Annotated in this window: 17 protein-coding genes; 9 read left to right on the top strand and 8 right to left on the bottom strand. The window is 62.5% G+C overall.

The genetic code is table 11. The annotated features are described in order from the left end of the window. Positions 1 to 183: 183 nt before the first annotated feature. From BLR24_RS06975 to BLR24_RS07000, 6 genes are read right to left on the bottom strand one after another with little or no spacing between them, the layout of a single operon-like run. Entirely contained in the window at positions 184 to 1,380 is a 1,197-nt protein-coding gene (locus BLR24_RS06975; protein WP_093014573.1) for an acetyl-CoA C-acetyltransferase, read from the bottom strand. 35 nt (positions 1,381 to 1,415) lie between these two features. Further along, positions 1,416 to 2,687, bottom strand: a complete 1,272-nt coding sequence (locus tag BLR24_RS06980) for an acetyl-CoA hydrolase/transferase family protein (RefSeq protein WP_093014575.1) — start codon at positions 2,685 to 2,687, stop codon at positions 1,416 to 1,418. 16 nt (positions 2,688 to 2,703) lie between these two features. Beyond that, positions 2,704 to 3,579, bottom strand: a complete 876-nt coding sequence (locus BLR24_RS06985) for an SDR family NAD(P)-dependent oxidoreductase (RefSeq protein WP_093014835.1) — start codon at positions 3,577 to 3,579, stop codon at positions 2,704 to 2,706. A 50-nt stretch (positions 3,580 to 3,629) separates the two neighbouring features. Then, positions 3,630 to 4,790, bottom strand: a complete 1,161-nt coding sequence (locus tag BLR24_RS06990; RefSeq protein ID WP_093014578.1) for an acyl-CoA dehydrogenase family protein — start codon at positions 4,788 to 4,790, stop codon at positions 3,630 to 3,632. A 38-nt stretch (positions 4,791 to 4,828) separates the two neighbouring features. After that, positions 4,829 to 5,239, bottom strand: coding sequence for a MaoC family dehydratase (locus BLR24_RS06995; RefSeq protein ID WP_093014838.1), 411 nt, complete (start codon positions 5,237 to 5,239; stop codon positions 4,829 to 4,831). 13 nt (positions 5,240 to 5,252) lie between these two features. Then, entirely contained in the window at positions 5,253 to 5,666 is a 414-nt protein-coding gene (locus BLR24_RS07000) for an FAS1-like dehydratase domain-containing protein (RefSeq protein ID WP_093014841.1), read from the bottom strand. Positions 5,667 to 5,870: 204 nt separating this feature from the next. Between BLR24_RS07000 and BLR24_RS07005 the strand changes: the two genes are divergently transcribed. From BLR24_RS07005 to BLR24_RS07020, 4 genes are read left to right on the top strand one after another with little or no spacing between them, the layout of a single operon-like run. After that, complete coding sequence (locus BLR24_RS07005; RefSeq protein ID WP_093014582.1) at positions 5,871 to 6,866, top strand: Bug family tripartite tricarboxylate transporter substrate binding protein; 996 nt, start codon at positions 5,871 to 5,873, stop codon at positions 6,864 to 6,866. Positions 6,867 to 6,906: 40 nt separating this feature from the next. After that, positions 6,907 to 7,776 (top strand): SDR family oxidoreductase, encoded by an 870-nt coding sequence (locus BLR24_RS07010; protein ID WP_093014585.1) that lies wholly within the window; start codon positions 6,907 to 6,909, stop codon positions 7,774 to 7,776. Between the two features lie 51 nt (positions 7,777 to 7,827). After that, entirely contained in the window at positions 7,828 to 10,803 is a 2,976-nt protein-coding gene (locus tag BLR24_RS07015; RefSeq protein ID WP_093014588.1) for an AMP-binding protein, read from the top strand. Then, positions 10,796 to 11,977, top strand: coding sequence for an acetyl-CoA C-acyltransferase (locus tag BLR24_RS07020; protein WP_093014591.1), 1,182 nt, complete (start codon positions 10,796 to 10,798; stop codon positions 11,975 to 11,977). Before BLR24_RS07015 ends, BLR24_RS07020 begins: the two co-directional genes overlap by 8 nt. Positions 11,978 to 11,999: 22 nt before the next feature. Here BLR24_RS07020 and BLR24_RS07025 read toward each other — a convergent pair whose 3' ends face one another. Then, positions 12,000 to 12,662, bottom strand: coding sequence for a TetR/AcrR family transcriptional regulator (locus BLR24_RS07025; RefSeq protein WP_093014594.1), 663 nt, complete (start codon positions 12,660 to 12,662; stop codon positions 12,000 to 12,002). A 105-nt stretch (positions 12,663 to 12,767) separates the two neighbouring features. Continuing rightward, the gene (locus tag BLR24_RS07030; protein WP_175543209.1) at positions 12,768 to 13,460 is read right to left on the bottom strand and encodes a TetR/AcrR family transcriptional regulator; all 693 of its coding nucleotides are present in this window, start codon (positions 13,458 to 13,460) and stop codon (positions 12,768 to 12,770) included. Between the two features lie 666 nt (positions 13,461 to 14,126). Between BLR24_RS07030 and BLR24_RS07040 the strand changes: the two genes are divergently transcribed. The 5 genes from BLR24_RS07040 (at position 14,127) to BLR24_RS07060 (ending at position 21,345) form a co-directional block, all read left to right on the top strand. After that, a complete protein-coding gene (locus BLR24_RS07040) occupies positions 14,127 to 16,703 on the top strand; it encodes a winged helix-turn-helix domain-containing protein (protein ID WP_175543210.1) in 2,577 nt (858 codons plus the stop codon). 127 nt (positions 16,704 to 16,830) lie between these two features. Then, positions 16,831 to 18,591 carry an FAD-dependent oxidoreductase gene (locus BLR24_RS07045; RefSeq protein ID WP_093014843.1) on the top strand — a complete coding sequence of 587 codons (1,761 nt, stop codon included), beginning with the start codon at positions 16,831 to 16,833 and terminating at the stop codon, positions 18,589 to 18,591. Then, the gene (locus BLR24_RS07050) at positions 18,588 to 19,331 is read left to right on the top strand and encodes an SDR family NAD(P)-dependent oxidoreductase (RefSeq protein WP_093014605.1); all 744 of its coding nucleotides are present in this window, start codon (positions 18,588 to 18,590) and stop codon (positions 19,329 to 19,331) included. The genes BLR24_RS07045 and BLR24_RS07050 overlap by 4 nt, the downstream gene beginning before the upstream one ends. A 63-nt stretch (positions 19,332 to 19,394) precedes the next feature. After that, entirely contained in the window at positions 19,395 to 20,270 is an 876-nt protein-coding gene (locus BLR24_RS07055; RefSeq protein ID WP_093014608.1) for a sugar phosphate isomerase/epimerase family protein, read from the top strand. Between the two features lie 34 nt (positions 20,271 to 20,304). Next, complete coding sequence (locus BLR24_RS07060) at positions 20,305 to 21,345, top strand: DctP family TRAP transporter solute-binding subunit (RefSeq protein ID WP_254787195.1); 1,041 nt, start codon at positions 20,305 to 20,307, stop codon at positions 21,343 to 21,345. Positions 21,346 to 21,354: the final 9 nt, after the last annotated feature.

Genomic DNA, 21,354 nt, shown 5'->3' on the forward strand with positions numbered 1-21,354 from the left:
CCGGACCCGACGCTCAAGGGGCCGACTGAATGTGTTCATTGTAAATATTGACCATGTTTTCGGCACAGCGCGAGGACGCGTGTTTTCCATGTATTCATTGACTACATCCATGTGGTAGCGGTCGTCGCGAATTTCCGTCCTCATCACTCATCAGCGCGGCCTGTCACAACGACTGAACGCTTCTCAGATGCGCTCGAACACGGCCGCCAAGCCCTGGCCGCCACCCACGCACATCGTCTCCAGGCCATAGCGGCCACCACGACGCTTCAGTTCATGTAGCAGGGTGCAGGCGATGCGCACGCCCGTGGCTCCGATTGGATGGCCCAACGAGATGCCGGAGCCATTGACATTGAGGCGTTCCCGATCGTCCCAATTCCAACCCTTGAGCACAGCCAGCACTTGGCAAGCGAAGGCCTCGTTGAGTTCGACCAGATCCATCTGATCGAAACTCAAGCCCAGTCTGGCGAACAGCTTCTGAACCGCAGGCACCGGACCGATGCCCATGTGCGATGGTTCACAACCCGCCGCAGCCCAGCCGACGATACGTGCCATTGGCGTCAGGCCAAGCTTGGCGAGTCGATCTTCGGCAACCACCAAACAGGCCGCCGCCGCGTCATTCTGCTGGCTCGAATTGCCGGCCGTCACCGTGCCTTCTTTCATCAACGGGCGCAGCTTGCCAAGTCCGTCCATGCTGGCGTCGGCACGAAAGCCCTCGTCGCGCGCGAACACGACGGTTCCGCCCTTGCGCTGCGGCACGCTCACCGGCACGACCTCGTCATCGAAGCGGCCAGCTTCCCATGCAGCGGCGGCACGTTGGTGACTCTGCACTGCGTAGGCGTCAGCATCCTCGCGGGTGATGCCGTAGTCGCGCGCGAGATTCTCAGCCGTTTCGATCATGCCGGAGATGGGGCCGAACCGGCTCACGGGTTGCGAGCGTTCACGCCCACGTTCCAGACGGTCGTGCAGGCGGACCGAGCCGCTACGAGCCCCCCAACGCATGTCGGTGCTGTAGTACTCGATGTTGCTCATGCTTTCCACTCCGCCAGCAAGCACCACGTCGGCAGCGCCGCTTTGCACCATCATGGCGGCCGTGGCGATGGCCTGCAGGCCGCCGCCGCAGCGGCGATCCAGCTGCATGCCCGGCACCTCGACGGGCAAGCCCGCCTGCAGTGCGGCCCAGCGGCCCACGCAAGGCACTTCGCTGTTGGCGTAGGACTGCGCGAACACCACTTCCTCGATGCGTTGTGGCTCGATGCCGCTGCGCTCGACGACGGCGCGCACGACGGATGCGGCCAGTTCCTCGACCGGTACAGGACGCAACGCGCCCCCGAAGGTGCCCACCGGCGTTCGCAAGGGGGCCACGATGAATGCTTGGCGCATGAAAGTCTCCTGAATGAAATAAGAGAAGAAGCAGGTCAGGCGGCGCCGTGCAGCGGCGCCCCGGCCTGCTGCTCCAGCGCGGCCCGCTGGTCCGGATGGGCGATGCTCAGCATCCGCTCGATGCGCGCAGACAAAGTCAGCCCCCGCAAGTCGGCAACGCCGTGCTCGGTCACGAACACGCCAGCATCGCTGCGCGAGGTGCTGACCGGACCCGACAGTCGAGCCACGATTCGGCTTCGGCTGCCCGCGGTGGACGGCAACGCGACGATGGGCAGGCCGCCCGGACTGCGATGCGCGCCGCGCAGGAAGTCGCCCGCGCCGCCGACCGCGCCAACGTAGGAGCCGCTCGCCAGTTCGGCATTGACCTGCCCCGTCAGATCCACCTCGATCGCGGAGTTGATGGCCGTGAAACGGCTCAGAGAGGCCAACACCTCGGGGTTGTGCGTGTATTCGGTTCTGCGCAGTGCCAGTGCCGGGTTGCGATGGGCGAAGCGGTGCAACGCGCTGCTGCCCATGAGCACGCCCGCGACCCCGACGCCGAAGTCGCGGCCTTTGGCCTCATTCGTGAGCGCGCCGGCCTGCATCAGCGTCATCACGCCATTGCCCACAGTGCCGGAATGCACGCCGAGCCGCCGATGTTGGCCCAGCGCAGCGAGCACCGCTTCGGGTACAGCGCCCAAGCCGCATTGCAGCGTGGCGCCGTCTTCCACGAGGTCGGCCACGTACGCGGCAATCCCTCGCTCGACCGGACCGGTTCGGGTTTCCGGCGTACTCAACGGTGCGTAGGAGGCGGTCACGGCGACATCGATGCGACGCGCGTCCAACCAAGTGTCGCCCTCGGTCCAGGGCACCTGGTCGTTCACCTCGGCGATCACCACACGCGCGACATCCAGCGCACTCGCAAGGTATTCGCAGGCCAATCCCAGGCTGTGCCGTCCCTGGGCGTCGGCCGGCGACACCTGCAGCAGCAGCACATCCACCTTCAGCACCCCTGCGCGGATCAGCGCCGGGAAGCTCGAGTAAGGCGCGGGCAGCGGGTCCAACACACCCGCGTCGGCCAGACGGCGGTTGGCGGCGCTGCCGCAGTAAGCGCTAAATCGCAACGCGCCAGCGTGCTCCGGCGTGAGCAGTCCGGACTGGTGAATGCCAAGGAACACCTTGCAACCGACCAAACGAGCGTGCTGGTCGGCCAGCGCGCTGACCAGCGTCAGCGGCTCGGCGTTGGCTTGGCCCCAGAGCACGCCGTCGCCCGGACGGATCCAGCGTGCCAGATCGATATCGGCGGAGGGCGGCAGCGGCAGGTCCATGACGAGCGTGCAAGACTCAGATCGGGTCCCAGCTGAACACATCAGCCGAACGATCCATCGGCACGAACGATGCCTTCAGCGCCGGAATGCCGTGCTCGGCCAGACTCTTCGCGGTCCAGCCTTCCTGGCGGTGCACCGAGCGAAGCGGCCGCGGCTGACTCATCAGGAAGACCTCGTTGTTACGCACGGTGAACACCTGGGCATTCACGTCGGCGGCCGCGTCGCTGAGCAGGAACACGGCCAGCGGTGCGATCTTGGCCGGCGTCATCTGCTTGAACTTCTCGACGCGCGCCTTCTGATCCGGGGTGTCCGTCGGGATCGAACTGGTCATCGCGGTCCATGCGAAGGGCGCGATGCAGTTGCTGCGCACATTGAACTTCTGCATGTCCAGCGCAATGGTCTTGGACAGTGCTGCGATGCCCATCTTGGCCGCGTTGTAGTTCGCCTGGCCCAAATTGCCGATCAGGCCCGAGGTCGAGGTCATGTGCACAAAGGCACCGCTGCCCTGCTCCTTGAAGTGGTTGGCTGCGGCGCGGCTCATGTAGAAGCTGCCGTACAGGTGCACCTTGATCACAGCGTCCCATTCGTCCGTGCTCATCTTGTGGAAGATGCGATCGCGCAGGATGCCGGCGTTGTTGATAACGCCGTCGATGCGGCCGAAATGTTCGACCGCGCCATCAATGATGCGCGATGCGCTGTCCGCCTCGCTGACGCTGCCAATACTGGCCAGAGCGCGCCCGCCAGCATCGGCAATCTCGCGCGCCACCGCGTGCGCCGCGTCGCCCACATCGTTCACTACGACGCTAGCGCCCTCCTGTGCCAGTGCCAGCGCCAAGTCGCGCCCTATACCCGCCCCTGCGCCGGTAACTACGACTACCTTGCCTTCAACCATTTTGCTCATGCTTGTTTGCTCCAATCGGCTGTTTGTGTGTGAGTGCGTTCTCAGTAGGAGCGCGGCAGACCAAGCACGTGCTCGGCCACGTACGAATAGATCAGGTTGGTCGAGATCGGCGCCACCTGATAGAGGCGTGTCTCGCGGAACTTGCGCTCCACGTCATACTCCGCGGCGAAGCCAAAGCCACCATGAAACTGGAGGCAGCAATTGGCGGCTTCCCAGCTGGCCTTGGCCGCCAGGTACTTGGCCATGTTGGCCTGGGTGCCGCAGGCCTGGCGCGCGTCGAACAACTCGCAGGCCTTGAAGCGCATCAGGTTGGCCGCCTCGAGCTCGATATAGGCGTCGGCGATCGGGAACTGCACGCCTTGGTTCTGGCCGATCGGGCGACCGAAGACCTGCCGATCCTTCACATAGCGTGTGATTCGGTCGATGAACCAGTAGCCATCGCCGATGCATTCGGCCGCGATCAGCGTGCGCTCGGCGTTCAGGCCATCCAGGATGTATTTGAAACCCTGCCCTTCCCGGCCAATGAGATTCTCGGCCGGGATTTCGAGGTTTTCGAAGAACAGCTCGTTGGTCTCGTGGTTGACCATGTTGCGAATCGGCCGCACCGTCATGCCGGTGCGCTCGGCCTCGCGCAGGTCAACCATGAAGATCGACATGCCCTCGCTCTTCTTCTTGACCTCGGCAAGCGGCGTCGTGCGCGCCAGCAGGATCATCCAGTCCGAATGCTGCACGCGGCTGATCCACACCTTCTGGCCATTGATGACGTAGCGGTCGCCCTTCTTGACGGCGGTGGTCTTGATCTTGGTGGTGTCGGTACCCGTGGTCGGTTCGGTCACCCCCATGGACTGCAGACGCCACTCGCCGCTCGCGATCTTGGGCAGGTACTCTTGCTTCTGCGCATCGGAGCCATGGCGCAGCAACGTGCCCATGTTGTACATCTGGCCGTGGCACGCGCCGGAGTTGCCTCCCGAGCGATTGATCTCCTCCATGATGACGGACGCCTCGGTCAGGCCCAGGCCGGAGCCACCGTACTCCTGCGGAATCAACGCGGCCAGCCAACCGGCTTTGGTCAGCGCGTTGACGAAGGCCTCGGGATAGGCGCGCTCTTCGTCGATCTGGCGGTGGTACTCATCGGGGAATTCGGCACACAGGGCGCGCACAGCGTCACGGATGTCCTGATAGTTGTCTGTCGGAATGTTCATACGATGGAAGTGGAGGGAGTGACACCGAAGGGCCGAAGTCAGCGTAGGGGCGCAGCCAAGACGGCCTCGCCCTGAACCTTGACCTGCCCTTGCTGATCGCTTGCGGCAAGGGTCAGTCGGACGCGTGGCTCATCAGCCTCGCTGAAGTGCTCGGCGACCTGCGCGCGGCAGGTGATGACGTCGCCAACGTGCGTGATGGCGACGAAGCGGACGCCGTAGCTTCGGATGGCCCCGACGCCCGCCCACTGCGTGAGCACATGGGCCAGGTAGGCCATGGACAGCATGCCGTGCGCGAACACGTCGGGCATTCCGGCCGCACGCGCGAAGTCGATATCCACATGGATCGGGTTGTAGTCTGCCGAGGCACCGCAGTACAGCGCCAACGTGTGACGGGTGATGGGCCTCGACACCCACAGGGGCAGTTCGTCGCCGACGTTCGGCATCCTCATGTCCGCGACTCCTTCAGCCATTGCGCACCACCGTCGTGTTACGCAACGTGGCGATGGCCGTTTCGCCACGCCACACGCGCGTCTCGCGCACGACGAACTCCAGTTCGCCGGCACGCTTGTCGTAGATGTCGGCTATTCGCGGCTCGAAAGCCAACAGGTCGCCCACATGCGCAGGGGCGTGATAGACGAAGAGTTCCTCGCCATGCAATACCCGCCCGATGTCGATTCCCAACAGCTTGCGCATCGCCGCAGGATCAGGCCCCTGCATTTCCAGACAGAACAGGTAGGTGGGCGGAAGTTGCGACCCCTCCTGCGCCGCTTGGCAGCCGGGCGCCGCGGTGGCACGCAGGAAGGCAGATACCGCCCCGCACTCGGCGAGCACCTCGAAGCGAGGCAACACGCGCCCCACGAATGCCTTGTCGATCACGATCAATCCTCGTTAGCAAAAGACGGCTTGATCTTATCAGAGATAAGTTGATAGTTGCTCAGAACCGCCATCGCCACTGGGGCAATCCCCTATGCATGCATGATTTCCTGCAAGATCTCTAGTTCTTTTAACTGTTCGTTGATAAGATTCATGCGAAGTGCAGTGTGATGCACACCATCAGAACGACCCTGGAGACAGTCATCCATGTTTAGCCGCCGCACACTTCTTTCTCGTCTGACACTGTCCCTTGCCTGCCTGGCGCTGGGCGCCGCCGCGCTGAGCGCGCGCGCCCAGAGCGCGTATCCGAACAAGGCCGTGCGGCTGGTGGTGCCCTACACCGCTGGAGGGATCACCGATGTGCTGGCACGGGCCCTGGCCGAGCGCATGCGATCCCACCTGGGGCAGCCCGTGATCGTGGAGAACCGGCCCGGCGCTAACACGGCATTGGCAGCCAAGATCGTGAGCAGCGCCGACCCGGACGGCTATACGGTGCTGTTTGCCACGGGCGCGACGGCAGTACTCAATCCTCTGCTGTACCCGAAGCTGACCTACAACCCCGAAAAGGAGCTCGCTCCGGTCGCCCGCATCGCACTGACGCCGATGCTCATGGTGGTAGGCGGCAAATCGCCACACAGGACACTGAGCGACCTCATCACGGCCGCACGGGACACCCCCGCCAAACTCAACTACGGTTCCACAGGCACGGGCAGCTCGCCGCACCTGGCTGGAGAGTTGCTGCAGCAGGAAGCCGGCATTTCGATGCTGCACGTGCCCTACAACGGCAGTTCGCCAGTTCACGTGGCATTGATGTCCGGCGATATCCAGTTTGCTGCCGACCCAGCTGGCAGCGCGATGGCCCTGGCCAAGAGCGGCAAGTTGCACGCGGTGGCAGTGACGAGCAAGGTGCGTCTGTCCGCCCTGCCAGATGTCCCTACGGTGGCCGAAAGCGGCTACCCCAACTTCGAAGTGACGACGTGGTTCGGCCTGATGGTGCCCAAGAAAGCGCCGGAGTCCGTCGTGCAACGGCTGAACGCGGCGGTAGCTGCCTCCGGCGCGGACCCTGAATTCCGGAAGCAGTTCGAGGCGCTCGGCATGGTGATTCCCAAGCCTCTGAGCAGCACGGAGTTCTCCACGTATATCGCGCACGAGCGGGCTGCGTGGGAACCACTGATTCGCGCCAAGAATATTGTTCTCGAGTGAGTATCGACCCCTTTTTTTCACAACTTGACGGACCGTTCACATGTTCCAAGCACAACTGCTGCGCGGCAAGCGCATCCTCGTCACTGGCGGTGGCTCCGGCCTGGGCCGCGAAATCTCGGAAAAATATCTGGAGCTGGGCGCCGAGGTGCATATCTGCGGCCGCCGGCAGGCGGTGCTGGAGGAAGCCGCGGCGGCACTGATGGAGCGTCACGGCGGTACCGTCAAGACGCACGTGACAGATGTACGCAGCGCCGAGGCCGTGGACGCGATGGTCGATGCGATCTGGCGCGACAGCGGTCCGCTCGATGGTCTTGTCAATAACGCCGCCGGCAACTTTGTCAGCCGTACGCAAGACGTGTCGCCGCGTGGTTTTGACGCCGTGGCCAACACGGTGCTGCACGGCACCTACTACATGACCCACCACGTCGGCCGCCGCTGGATCGCGGACGGACACAAGGGCTCGGTGATCTCGATCGTGGTGACCTGGGTGCGCACAGGCGCGCCTTTCGTCGTCCCCTCCGCGATGAGCAAGGCCGGTATTGACGTGATGACCAAGTCGCTTGCGATCGAATGGGGACGCTACGGCATCCGTCTCAACGCCATTGCTCCTGGAATCTTCCCTACCGAGGGTGCCAACAAGCGCCTCAGCCCCAAAGCGCAGTGGGAAGACGGCGTGGTGCGCAATCCCATGAACCGGTTGGGCCGAATGTCGGAGTTGCAGAACCTGGCCGTGTTCCTGATGGCCGATGGCGTTGACTGGATCAACGGCGAGACCATTGCCATCGACGGCGCCGGCCACCGGCAAAACGGCGCCTCCTTCACGGACCTGGCCGATCTGGACGACGCTGCCTGGCGCGAAATGCGCGAAGCCATCCGCAACCAGGACCAACGTGACAAGTCGCTGCGTTGAGGCCGCTGAGCCTGTTGCTTCGCACCAGACGCGCCCGCCCGTCGCAAAGAAATGAGCAAGGAAAAAACTACCGTGTCCTCTACTGATCGAATCGTCGACGCTGTTGTTGCGCAAGGACGCGGCGACCACCCGGCACTGGTACTGGAGGACGGTACTGCCCTGAGCTACGCCGAGCTGAACCTTCGCATCGACGAGACCGCACAGGCACTGGCCAACCTCGGACTGATCCCGGGCCATCGCATGATGCTGGTCGGAGAGAACAGTGCCCAGACGGTGGTGGCACTGCTGGGATGCATCCGGGCAGGAGGATGGGCTGTTCCTGTGAATGGCCGCATGTCGGCGGGCGAGATTGACGCGATTCGTGCGCATTGCGAGCCCCGCTTCGTCTTTTACGACTGCGCTGGCTCCGCGTCGGCAGCGACCCACGCGAGCCGCCTGAGCGCTCCTACCGATGCCGCCTTCCCGCTAGGAGCACTGGCAATCGACGTGGCACCGGGTACTGAGCCGGACGCGAACGTGGATGTTGCGCTGATGATCTACACCTCGGGTAGCACGGGGGAGCCGAAGGGGGTGATGCTTACGCACGCCAACCTGCGCTTCGTAATGGATGCTTCCCTCAAACAAAAGGTGCTGCTGCCCGGAGACGTGGCCTTCCACGCGTTACCCATCTCTCACTCCTTCGGCCTGATTTCAGCGCTCTTGTGCGGTCTGCAGGTAGGCGCTACCTTGCATCTGGTCACGCGCTATTCAGCAGAGAAGTTGGCCGAGGCCATTGCCGATGGCGTGATCACCGTGTTCCAGGGCGTGCCCGCAATGTACGCACGACTGCACGAATGGCAGACACAGACCGGACGCAGCCTGCGACCCAACCGCTTGCGGCTGGCCTACATCGGCGGCTCGCAGGTGGACGCTACGCGAAAGGCGCAAGCCGAGTCGATGCTTGGCGTGCACCTCCATCATGGCTATGGCCTGACCGAAGCGGCGCCCGTCGTCGCACGCACCATTGGATATGCGCCGCCGCTCGAAGTGACAGCCGGTTGGCCCATCCCGGGCATCGAGGTCGAAGTCCAGAACGGCAACGGTCACGCCCTCGCCTGCGGTACGCCTGGCGAAGTGTGCGTTCGCGGTCCCAATGTGATGCGGGGCTATTTCCGCGCGCCCGAGCAGACGCGCGAGGCCATCGACGCGCGCGGCTGGCTGCACACCGGCGACATCGGGTTTTTTGGGTCCGAGGGCGATCTGCAGATCGCCGGTCGCATAAAGGAAATGATCATCCGCAGTGGATTCAACGTGTATCCCGCCGAGGTCGAACGCGCCATCGCGGCCTTTCCCGGCGTCGCGCAATGCGCTGTGGTGGGCCGCACCGTGCCTGGCGATGAGGAGGTGGTCGCGTTCGTCGAGCCGATTGCCGGACAGAAAGTAGACACCGCAGCGATGACCGCCTTCCTGCGCGAACGCCTTGCACCTTACAAACTGCCGCGCGATATCCGCCTGCTGGCTCAACTCCCCGCATCACCTACCGGCAAGCTGCTCAAAGCACGCCTCAAGGCCATGGCCAATGCCCCCTCTGCCCGCCCACCAGCTGACCTCGAGCGTCTGCTCGCACCCCGTTCTGTCGCAGTAGTAGGCGCCTCGGACAACCCGAACAAGGTTGGCGGCCGTCCTATCGTCTACCTACGAGAACAAGGTTTCCAGGGCAACATCTATCCCGTGAACCCCCGCGCGCAGACCATCCAAGGACTGCCATCCTATGCCTCGCTGGACCAGTTGCCTGAAGTGCCTGATGCCGTGGTGTTGTGCGTCGGTGCGGACCAGGTCGAGGAGCAGCTTGAGCTGTGCGCTCGTCTCAAGGTGCCGAACGCCGTGTTGTTCGCTTCCAGCTACGCGGAAGTGGGCGATGAGGGCCGCCAGCGTCAAGAACGCCTGCTGAAGATCTGCCGGGAGGGCGGCGTGCGACTTGTCGGCCCCAACAGCATTGGGGTGGCCAGCTTCAACAGCGGCGCCATCCTTTCCTTTGCTTCGATCTACGCCGACCATGCGCCCGAGGATGGCCCCATCGCCATCGTTTCCCAAAGCGGCGCCTTTGGCGTGTCCGCCTATGCACTGCTGCGGCAGGCTGGCTGGGGCGTCCGCTGTGTGGCGGCTACCGGCAACGAGGCGGACCTGGACACCGCGGACTTCGTGGACGCAGTGGCTCGATCGCCGGGAGTGAAGCTTGTGCTGCTATATCTGGAGAACGTGCCCGACCCGCTGCGCATGGCGGCGGCGCTTGACGCTGCACAGGCCTGCGGCGTGCGCGTGGTGTCAGTCCGCGCCGGCCGTTCACCTGACGCTCGCCGCTCGGCGGAACTTCACACCGGCTCCCCGGGGGCCTCAGACCCCGCGCTGGATGCGATGTTCGAGCAACATGGCTGTCGCACTGTGGCCGGCTTGGCCGAACTCGTGCAGGCAGCGCCTTTGTACCTCGGTGCGCAACACGTCAGCCGGGCGCCGCCAGCCCAGCCTCGCCTGGTCCTTGTCAGCAACTCTGGAGCCTCTTGTGTGTTGGCCGCCGACCAGGCGAATGCGCAAGGTCTGCGCCTGGCCGAACTCAGTGATGCTTCCCGCGACGCTCTCGCAGATTTGTTGCCCGACTTCTCTCTCAATCGCAACCCGCTGGACCTTACAGCCATGCTGCTGGCCGACCCAAGCTTGCTGGGACGGGTCGTCCAAGTCGCTCTGCAAGACGCTCATGTGGACTCCTTGGCTCTCGGCTTGCTAGCAATCGGTGGGCCCAGCTACGACCTGCCGCGCTTCGTGCGCGAAACCGTTCAGGCGCAGCGCGACAACGGGAAGCCGGTCGTGTTCTACAGCCCGCACCCGCATGTCCGCGAAGCCTTTGCCCGCGGCGGGCTGGCTGTTTTCCCGGGGGAAGCTGCAGCCATCGAGGCCCTGCGTGACTTCCACACTCACGGTGCCGGCTTCCCCCTCCACCAGGTGGCGGTCTCGGCCGCACCATCATCACTCGGAGAATCTGTTCATGCCTGATGCCGCCATCGTCTCTTACAGCCGCACGCCCATCGGCAAGGCGTTCAGGGGCGCGCTGAATCTCACACACGGCGGCACGCTGGGTGCGCACGTGGTGCGCCATGCGGTCGCGCGCGCTGGCATCGATCCGGCGGAGGTCGGCGACGTTCTGATGGGCTGCGCCTTCCCGGAGGGAGCCAACGGCTTCAACATCGGGCGCATCAGTGCACTGGCCGCAGGCTTACCCGAAAGCGTGCCCGGGATGACGGTGAACCGCTACTGCTCCTCAGGACTGCAGAGCATCGCAATTGCAGCCCATGCCATCCAGGTGGGCGCGCTGGACGTCGCGATCGCCGGCGGCACCGAGTCTGTCAGTTGCGTGCGTGAGCATACAAACCAGCACATGCGCGAAGAGCCATGGCTGGCGGCCCATGCACCCCAGGTGTACTTGCCCATGCTGGACACTGCGGAGGTAATTCAGCGCCGCTACGAAATCTCGCGAGAACGTCAAGACGCCTACGCTGCGCAAAGCCAACAGCGCTACGCCGCAGCCTTGCGGGCAGGCATGTTCGACGAGGAGATCGTTCCCATCACCACGACAGCGCTCAGACAAGATCGCGATGGCAAGAGCTGGGAAGAAACAGTCGAACTGACCCGCGACGAGGGCGCCCGTCCCAATACAACCGCTGAGACGCTAGCGAACTTGAAGCCCGTGCGCGATGGCGGCACAGTGACTGCGGGCAATGCCAGCCAACTCTCGGATGGCGCCGCTGCTTGCTTGGTCATGGATGCCGACATCGCAGCCCGGCGCGGCTTGAAGCCGCTGGGCCTGTTCCGGGGTTTTGCGATCGCGGGCTGCGCCCCCGACGAGATGGGGATTGGCCCTGTGCCCGCCGTTACCGAACTGCTTCGCAAGACCGGTCTACGGACCGAAGACATCGGGCTGTGGGAACTTAACGAAGCCTTCGCAGTGCAGGTGCTCTATTGCGCGGAGAGGCTCTCCATTCCGAATGATCGATTGAACGTCAATGGCGGCGCCATTGCCATCGGCCATCCTTTTGGAATGTCCGGTGCCCGCATGACTGGCCATGCCCTGCAGGAAGGACGCCGCCGCGGCGTGAAATTCGTCGTGGTCACCATGTGCATCGGAGGCGGCATGGGCGCGGCTGGGTTGTTCGAGGTACTGCCGGGCTGAAAGAATGGGGGGCATCCCCATTTCAGGCCTGCTGATCCAGGCCGGCGATGAAGATGCCAAACACGTCGCGCCCGATTTTGATCGGGTCGTGGCCGATGATGTCCCAAGCATTCTGGCGGTCAGCCATGATCGTCGCCAAGCCATGGCATGCCGTCCAAACAGCCAGCGAGGCTGGTCTCACGCGGGAAAGGCTCTTGCCCCGATCGCTCAGATAGTCGCCAACGGCCGTTTCCAATATCCCATAAGAACGAGAGGCTGCCTGCTCCAGTTCAGGAAAATGTGACTTGGCGGGAATATAGGAACCATACATCACGCGAAACAACGCAGGATGTCCTGTCGAGAAATGCAAATGCGCCAACATCACACTGAGAAGTCGCTCGCGTGGATCCGTGACGCCTTTGAGCGCAACAATTCGTTGCTCAAACATCATGCGAAATCCCTGCGCGGCGACCGCTGCCAAGAAATCTACTTTTGAGGGGAAATGGTGCAAGGGAGCGGTCTGAGAAACTCCTACATCTCTGGCCACCTGCCGCAAACTAAGGGCATCAAAACCTTCCAAATTCAAAATTTCTATACCACACCGAACAAGTGCTTCACGAAGATTTCCGTGATGATAGCCCCCTCGCTTGGACTCGTCCGTATTCTGGTTTAATTTATCCACACCCACGACATCCGACGAGCTCATTTCGACACTTCCTTGTCCATATAATCAGTGGCAGCTGCCATTTCTTGCCATCTCCGTGAAACTCAAGCTCCAGTTATTTTTGTGAAAATACAAGGGAGGAGTTTCCTAATTTGCAAGACGCCCGCTCGACTGCTTCAGTCTTTCCACCTGGATCGTTCCCACCGAAATTATCCGAGCAAGCTCACGGCAGTGTTGTGCGATCAATGCCCCGTTACCAGTGATTTTTTCATACTGGCCGTCGATTGAAAGCATCGCGACGCCATGCATCGCACTCCACACTTTGAAGGTCAACGACTCAATGTCGTGGTCCAGAATTCCCTCCTGAGCGAGGGCTTCCGAGAGCAAGTCCATCAAACTGTGCAGCGCTCTTCTCGAGTTACCCTCCAGATCGGAATACTCCCGCCTCCGCAAGCTTTTATACGCAAACATTAGGCGGAACAAATCTGGATTTTCAATTGCGAATTCTACGTAATTGGAGAATATCAGGTTTATGACGTCTTCCAGCTTTGCAAGCCGTCCTCGCCTACGAAATCTACGCCTCGATAGTTCAAAATGTCCAGCGGCAGCCATTGCTGCGAGCAAAGAATTTTTGTCTCTGTAGTGATTTCTGATTGCCGCCTGCGAGACCCCTGCGTATTGAGCTACAGCCCTCAACGTAACCCTTTCTATCCCCTCTTCTCCAAGTATTTTTAATCCGCTTTTAATCAAAGCCTCTCTGAGATTTCCATGATGATACCCTTGCTTCTCGCCAATCTCCGTGCCGACCTCTTCAGAAGGTTTATTTGAAATTCGTTTCACGAGACTATTTTTTGACAAAAGAGTGCGCAATGGTAACACCAAGCGATTTTATGCGTCAAGCTTTCAGCAAGCAGCTCATCAGGATGGGTTCTGCATTGAATTGAAATATTCCAGGACAATTCAATTACCAGGATGGCAGATCTCCAAAATCGTCCAGCGGACGAGCGGAGTCGCCGCACATGCCACCAGCGGTGCGATGTCGAGCAGGAGTTCTCTTTTCTGATGAAGCCCTCCTTTGACGAGAGGACGTCGTCCCACGAGGAAGACGACGAGCACTTCGATTGCGGGATGTGGGTTGATATGGGCGCGCGGCAGGCCCCCGGGCTGGCATTCTCGCTACGGACTTCGCCAGCCGATCCGGCGCCCAGCTGCCGTCGCGTCGTGGCGTGCATCGTCCCGTACGGCGGCTTGCCAAGTGTGCGGCTGCACCAACTCCTCCGAGTGGTCGCCGAGCATCCTCGTAAGCAAGCCTTGGCGGAGCAATCGTGCTGTAAGCTCAAGTACAACGGCTGATACTGACGCATGTCAAGCCAGAATTTGTAGCCCAAGTGCAAATGCCGCAGTTGGCAAGGCCCATGGCGCAAGCCCGGACTGCGAAACGGAATGCGAACCCCAGGTCAAACTCTCTTGTTGAAGGCAAAGCTTGCACTCCCGCCTGCTCAGCCGATGAGCTTGTCGCGTCCGCGTCTGCTTGATTTGATGTCCGGATCACTGAAGCAGCCGTTGACACTTCTCTGCGCTCCAGCGGGATTCGGCAAGACCACATTGCTCTCGGCATGGGTCAACGAAGCCGTGGATCGACCAGCTGTGGCATGGCTGGGGTTGGACGAGGACGACAGCGACCCGGTGCGCTTCTTCGACTATCTGCGAGGTGCCTTGCAAGGCGCCAATGTCGACGTGGGATGCACAGCGACGGCTCCCCTCTCCGGAGCAGGGTCGCCGACCCCGAAGGATCGGATGACATCGTTGCTGGACGAGCTCACCGAACTGGACCATCCGGTGGTACTGGTGCTCGACGACTACCAAGCGATCGACAACCCAGAACTCGATGCGGCGCTGACCTTTCTCGTCGAGCACCTGCCTGAGCAGTTACGTCTGGTCGTCGCCACCCGCAAAGATCCCCAGTTGCCGCTGTCCCGATGGCGTACGCGGCAATGGGTTGCCGACGTCGGAGTCGACCAGTTGCGATTCACGCCGGACGAAGCGATGGCATTCTTCGCCCGGAGCATGGGGCTGACACTCGATGCCGAATCGGCTCGGACGCTTGCAGCACGCACCGAAGGCTGGGTGGCGGGGCTTCAGATCGCTGCGCTATCGCTGCAGCGGCACATGCAGTCGCACGGGGCGGTGAACCTGGCACAGGTCGCCGCGGCATTCAGTGGTGAGCACAGGCATGTGATCGACTACCTGGCAGCCGAGGTCATGCGCCAGCAGCCTCAGGATCTGCAGGACTTCCTGCGAAAAACCTGCATCCTCGATCGCTTCTCTGCCGATCTTTGCGATGCGGTCACCGAGCGCACCGACAGCCGGCAAATGCTGGTCCGGGTGGAGCGCGCGAACCTTTTCTTGCGGCGGCTGGATGACCAGGGCCGCTGGTTCCGGTATCACCAGCTCTTGGCAGATTTTCTTCGCGAAGGCCTTGCCGAGTCGGAGAGGATCGAGTTGCACCGTCGAGCCAGCGCGTGGTTCGAATCTCACGGGATGGGAAAGGACGCGATCAAGCACGCGCTCGCGGCCCGCAGCGACGCGGATGCAGTGCGGCTCTTTCGCAGTCTCGTGGAGGACATGCTCGCCCGTGGCGAGTTGCCCACGCTGCTGGCATGGCTCGACATGCTGCCGGCATCCCTTGTGCGTCAGCATCAGGACCTTGCCGGGTATCAGGCGTGGCTTCTGTTCATGAGCGGCCGCACCGTAGAAGCCGAGGAGTACTACGCTCTAACTGGCGCGCCGAATGTGGCGGAAAGCTCCCAGGAACACAAGGGCATCCTGTTTGCACTCCAGGCCTTTCTCGCGATCACGTCGGACAACCCGGCCCGCGCGATCGAGCTGTCGCGCCAAGCGCTGGATCAGTTGGGAAGCAGCACCTCGTTCTTCCGGGTTTGGGCGCTTTTCTACCAGGGGTTGGGTCTGCTTCGCACCGGCCTGCCGAAGCCAGCCACCGAAATGCTGCGACAGGCGCTCGAGCTGGGATGGGCCTTCGGGCATCGCATGACGGCGCTTGACGCGCTGGCCCATCTCGCCCCGTTGATGAGCGCGCAGGGCCAATTGCGCGAGGCGCAGTTGCTCTGCCGCGCGTCGCTGGAGCGCTGTTCGCCATCGGACGAAGCGCAGGCGCCCATCAGCGGCCTCATCCTGATACCGATGGGCATGCTGGCATATGAACGAAACGAACTGCATGAGGCGGTCGAGCTGCTTGAGGCGGGTGTGGCGCTGTGCAGGCAGCTTGGCAATCTGTACCACACGCTGGCCGGAGAGTGCGCCCTCGCCAGGGTCCACCATGCACGCGGTGCGCGCGAGCAGGCGTGGAATGCATTGGCGGCGGCCCAGGATCTGGCGGATCGCTCGCGCAATCCACGGCGCCAGCGCATGGTGCGCATCGCCATCGCAGACCTGCAGCTTCGCGAGGGCAACGTCGCCGCGGCGAACCAGACCTTCCAGGAAATTCGCGGCGCGGTCGAGTCATCGGTCGAGGGACAACTCCTGCACGCTCGCTTGCTGCTCGCGAGCAACCATGCGCTTGCGGCGCTCCGCATGCTCGGCACGGTCGAGGTGTCATGTCGCAGCCAAGGGCAAGCCGGCCTGCTCGTCACGGTCCATGTGCTACAGGCGTTGGGGCATCGCGCCAACGGCGGCCGAGGCGCAACGCTCGAACATCTCGAGAGGGCCGTGTCGTTGGCCGCTTCGGGCGGCTATGTTCGCCCTTTCCTCGACGGGGATGCCGCATTGGCCGGACTGCTGCGCCAAGTGAGCAGCGCTGCGCCAGCGTTTGTCAGCGGCCTGCTCGAACAGTTCCGCCAGCCGGCGGACGAAGACGTTGTCGAGGCGAATACGGCAGGACTCACCGGGACCCAGCTCGAGGTGCTACGCCTGGTCAGTCAAGGCCTTGCCAATCAACAGATCGCGACGCAGCTCGTGATCACGTTGGGTACGGCCAAGTGGCACGTCAGCCAGATCTTCGAGAAGCTCGGCGTGCGCAATCGCGCCCAGGCAATTGCCAAGGCGCGCCAGTCGAAGCTCCTGTAGGTGTTTACCCGCCACGGGGCATCCAACCTATCTTTCGGCAGGTGGCGGATAGGCGAGATTTCGCTGCCGGATCACTAAATTCTGCTCTCGCGACGACGGTGGGTCGTTGCAAGAACAGGAGATGCGGATGTCAGAGCCCTTGGCAAGCGAGACGCGCGGCGATGTCGAGTCGCTGCAGTGCGACTTGCTCGTGGTCGGCTCCGGTGCCTCGGGCCTGGCGGCGGCCGTGACGGCCGCGTGGCATGGCCTCAAGGTGGTGGTGGTGGAAAAGGAAGCCGTCTTCGGCGGGGCCACAGCCTGGTCGGGCGGTTGGATGTGGGTTCCTGGCAATCCACTCGCCCAGCGTGCTGGTATCCATGAAGACCCGCAGCAGCCGCGAACCTATCTCCGAAATGAGTTGGGCGCGCGATATGACGCCGCGCGGATCGATGCGTTCCTCGACAACTGCCCGCGCATGGTCGCCTTTTTCGAGGAACACACCGACCTGAAGTTCGTCGATGGGAACGCCATTCCCGACATCCACGGGAGCGTGGCAGGCGCCGGCACACAAGGCCACCAAGTCATTGCCGCACCCTACGACGGCCGCGAACTCGGTCCATTGGTGGAACGCCTTCGCAAGACGATGCGCGAAACCTCGTTCATGGGCATGCCGATCATGGCGGGCGCCGACCTCGCGGCCTTCCTGAACATGACACGTTCGCTGAAGTCGCTGCTCCACGTGACCACGCGCTTCATCCGGCACCTGATGGACCTGGCGCTGTATGGACGTGCGATGCAATTGGTCAATGGCGTCGCACTCATCGGCCGGCTGGCGAAGTCCGCCGAGAAACTGGGCGTGACACTCATCGAGTCGGCGCCTGCAAAGCGCTTGATCGTGGAGAACCGCGCCGTGCGCGGTGCCGTCGTGGCCTCGGCACAAGGCGATATCGAGATTCGCGCGGCCAAAGGCGTGGTCCTCGCGGCAGGCGGATTCCCGCATGATGCGAACCGCCGAAAGGCGCTATTCCCTCGCACACCGACCGGCGAAGAGCATCTCGCGCTGCCGCCCGCCGCGTGCGCTGGTGACGGCATCAGCCTCGGCGAATCGGCAGGCGGTTGCCTGGTGACGGATCTCGCCTCACCTGTGGCATGGGCGCCGGTCTCGCGGGTTCGACACGGCGATGGCAGCGTCGGGCACTTCCCGCACATCATTGATCGGGCCAAGCCTGGGCTGATTGGTGTGCTGTCCGATGGGAAGCGGTTCGTCAACGAAGCCGACGGCTACTACGACTACACCGCTGCCATGGTCGCGAAAGTGCCCGAAGGTCAGGACGTGGTGTCCTGGCTCATATGCGATCACCGCTTTCAGAGACGCTATGGCCTCGGCCATGCACGGCCGTTTCCGATTCCCGTCGGACCTTCCATCCGAAGCGGCTATCTCCAGCGAGCCGACAGCCTCGAGGACCTTGCCAAGCGCTGCGGCATCGACGCCGCGGGCCTCGTCGAAACCGTCGGGCGCTACAACAAGCACGCGCGCCGGGGCGAGGATCCGGAATTTGGCCGTGGCTCCACGCCCTACAACCGCAAGCAGGGGGATCCGCAGCACGCGGGGCCGAACCCGTGCGTGGCACCGATCGAGCAAAGACCGTTCTATGCCGTGAAGGTGCTGCCCGGCAGTTTCGGAACCTTCGCCGGCCTCAAAACGAATGGCGCAGCCCAGGTGCTCGACCGAAGCGACAGGCCGATCGCCGGCCTGTACGCAGTCGGGACGGATATGGCCAGCGTGATGGGCGGCTACTACCCGTCCGGCGGCATCAATCTCGGCCCCGCCATGACCTTCGGATACATCGCGGGCCGCCACGCAGCGGGTTTCGAACTTTCGCAACACAGCATCAGGAACAGCCATTGACCACGACAAATCATCCAATTCAGACCGCTATCGTCACGGGTGGCGCCCGCGGGCTCGGGCTCGGCATCGCCAAGCGATTGGCCTCGGAAGGACGCAGGATCATTCTGTGGGATCTGGATTTCGAGAACTTCGCCACGTCCCAAGCCGGCTTCAAACCTTTGTTGATGCAGCAGGTCAATGTGGCCGATCTACCGTCCGTCTCGAAGGCCTTCAACGAGGCCCTGTTGGCGGCCGGGCGCGTCGATATCCTGATCAACAATGCGGGCATCAATGGTCCCATCGCTCCGACCTGGGAGTACCCCGTCGACCAGTGGCAGCGCGTGCTCGATATCGACCTGACCGGTGTCTTCAACTGCTGTCGAACGGCGATACCGCACTTGATCGCGAACGGCTACGGCCGCATCGTCAATGTCGCATCGGTCGCCGGCAAAGAAGGCAATCCGAACGGAAGCGCCTATGCCGCAGCCAAGGGTGGCGTGATTGCCTATACGAAATCGATTGCGAAGGAACTCGCGCAATCCGGTGTGCTGGTCAACTGCGTGGCGCCGACGATGGCCGAGACCGACCTGCTCAAGCAGATGACGCCCGAGTTCATCGCATCGATCAAGGCGAAGATTCCGATGCGGCGGCTCATGGAAGTCGAGGAACTCGCGGCGATGGTCGCGTGGATCGCGAGCGCGGATTGCAGCTTCACAACCGGCTTCACCTTCGACCTGACCGGTGGGCGAGCAACCTATTGACACGCATAGGCGCCACTCCGAGCGAGTCAGGCTCGCGCAGTCGCCCCAACTCTCCCATCAGCCATGATCAATGAAACCCAACTTAATCACGTCTCTCTGGCCAACCTCACGGTTGGCCGCACTACTCAAACCGAACTGATTCGGGCGGCAGCCGAGGCGGGCTTCGGCAAGGTCGGCTTGTTGCTCATGACCGCGACCGCACAGCCGCTGCAGCATGAAGTCATCGGCCGGCCCGATGTGATCCGAGAGATCAAGGCCGCCTCCCGGGACACAGGTGTCGGCGTCTTCGACGTCGAGGCCTTCGTTCTGTCCCCGCAAACGGATGTCGAGCGTTTCAGGCCTGCGTTGGAACTCGGGGCCGAACTTGGCGCAACGCACATCTCTTCGATCGGCACAGAGTTCGCGGACAACGCGACCTTCTTGTCGAGAGAACAGCGCATCGACTTGTTCGGACGCCTGTGCGACGAGGCTGCTCAATTTGGACTCACTGTCGGCGTCGAATTCATGATGTATCGCGACATTCAAACTTGGCGCGATGCCCTGCAGATGATCGACGCGTCGGGACGTGCGAATGCCGGCCTGATCCTGGACGTCTTGCACTTCTTCCGCGCCGGTGCGGCACCGTCCGATTTGCTTCAGATGCCGGCGGAAAGAATCGCCTACGCGCAGCTGTCCGACTGCGTTGCAACGGCCTTGCCACCGGAGAAGCTCGCCGCGGAAGCGCGCGGCTCCCGGCTGCACCTTGGCGAAGGCGCAATACCGCTGCAACAAATACTCGATCTGCTTCCGGCCGGCCTTCAGTTGGTCATCGAGACACCCATAGCGACCGAAGCCGGTTTTTCGCCGCTTCAGCGAGCTAGGTCGGCGGCCCAGCACACGACGGACTTCTTCCAGTCGTATGCCTGCGCACCGCGTGTGCAGATCGCACCGCATTCATGAATCAATCCAAGCACTTAACGCACCGGAGACAATGATGGTCATTCGTACACAAAAAACGAGTTCAACGCGGTCGATTCTCAGAGGGATCGCAGCCGCACTTTCCTGTGGCCTGGTCCTGGCAGCGAGCCATGCGCAAGCGCAGATCAGGGACCACAAGGTCAAGCTTGCATTTGTCACGGCCGCTGACACGGGCGCACTCAACGGCGTCGACAAGTTCGTCGAACTCGTGAAGCAAAAGAGCGGCGGCAAGATCGAGATCAAGGTGTTCCCCAACGGCACACTCGGAGGCGACGTCCAGATGATCTCCTCCTTGCAGGGCGGCACCATCGACATGAGCGTGATGGGTACCAATGCGCTCGTCGGCGTCGTCAAGGAATTCGGACTTCTCGATTTCCCGTTCCTGCTCGACAACGACAAGGAAGCGTCGAGCCTGATCGATGGGCCCGTGGGCAAGCAGATGTTCGACAAGCTCGCAGCAAAGGGCGTGGTCGGCATGCCGATCTCGGCCTTCGGGTTCCGACATCTCCACAACAGCAAACGGCCCATCAACAAGGCGGACGACATCCAAGGCCTGAAGCTGCGCGTCATCCAGAGCCCTGTGTACGTCGACCTGATGGGCGCACTGGGCGCCAATCCCGTGGCCATGTCGTTCACGGAGGTTTACAACGCGATGGAGCAGAAGGCCATCGACGGCATGACCAACACCGCGCCGATCGCGTCGAGCATGAAAGCGTACGAAGTGCAGAAGTACATGTCTTTGACAGCGCACATGTACAACTACATCGTTCTGCTCGTCAGCGGAAAGAGCTGGGATCGGTTCAACGCCGACGAGAAGGCGCTGATCATCCAAGCCGCGATGGAGGCGAAGGAGTTCCAGCGAAAGAAGATTCCGGAGTACACCTCCCAAGCACTGGCGGTGCTCGCCAAGAACGGCATGGTCGTGAATGACGTGTCGACGGCCGAACGCGCCAGGCTGCGCGAGAAGGCCAAACCGGTCGTCGACAAGTACGCCGGTGTCGTTGGCGAAGCGCTGGTCAAGGAAGCCCACGCGGAACTGGCCAAGCTGCGCAAGTGATCGACTGGA

The sequence above is a fragment of the Variovorax sp. OV700 genome, assembly GCF_900099805.1.
Taxonomy (GTDB): Bacteria; Pseudomonadota; Gammaproteobacteria; order Burkholderiales; family Burkholderiaceae_C; genus Variovorax.

Coding starts and splice junctions, on each gene's coding strand:
- BLR24_RS07045 (WP_093014843.1), top strand. CDS start 16,831: ATGTCAGAGCCCTTGGCAAGCGAGACGCGCGGCGATGTCGAGTCGCTG.
- BLR24_RS07015 (WP_093014588.1), top strand. CDS start 7,828: ATGAGCAAGGAAAAAACTACCGTGTCCTCTACTGATCGAATCGTCGAC.
- BLR24_RS07060 (WP_254787195.1), top strand. CDS start 20,305: ATGGTCATTCGTACACAAAAAACGAGTTCAACGCGGTCGATTCTCAGA.
- BLR24_RS06975 (WP_093014573.1), bottom strand. CDS start 1,380: ATGCGCCAAGCATTCATCGTGGCCCCCTTGCGAACGCCGGTGGGCACC.
- BLR24_RS06990 (WP_093014578.1), bottom strand. CDS start 4,790: ATGAACATTCCGACAGACAACTATCAGGACATCCGTGACGCTGTGCGC.
- BLR24_RS06980 (WP_093014575.1), bottom strand. CDS start 2,687: ATGGACCTGCCGCTGCCGCCCTCCGCCGATATCGATCTGGCACGCTGG.
- BLR24_RS07055 (WP_093014608.1), top strand. CDS start 19,395: ATGATCAATGAAACCCAACTTAATCACGTCTCTCTGGCCAACCTCACG.
- BLR24_RS07040 (WP_175543210.1), top strand. CDS start 14,127: ATGAGCTTGTCGCGTCCGCGTCTGCTTGATTTGATGTCCGGATCACTG.
- BLR24_RS06985 (WP_093014835.1), bottom strand. CDS start 3,579: ATGGTTGAAGGCAAGGTAGTCGTAGTTACCGGCGCAGGGGCGGGTATA.
- BLR24_RS07005 (WP_093014582.1), top strand. CDS start 5,871: ATGTTTAGCCGCCGCACACTTCTTTCTCGTCTGACACTGTCCCTTGCC.
- BLR24_RS07025 (WP_093014594.1), bottom strand. CDS start 12,662: ATGAGCTCGTCGGATGTCGTGGGTGTGGATAAATTAAACCAGAATACG.
- BLR24_RS07010 (WP_093014585.1), top strand. CDS start 6,907: ATGTTCCAAGCACAACTGCTGCGCGGCAAGCGCATCCTCGTCACTGGC.
- BLR24_RS07020 (WP_093014591.1), top strand. CDS start 10,796: ATGCCTGATGCCGCCATCGTCTCTTACAGCCGCACGCCCATCGGCAAG.
- BLR24_RS06995 (WP_093014838.1), bottom strand. CDS start 5,239: ATGAGGATGCCGAACGTCGGCGACGAACTGCCCCTGTGGGTGTCGAGG.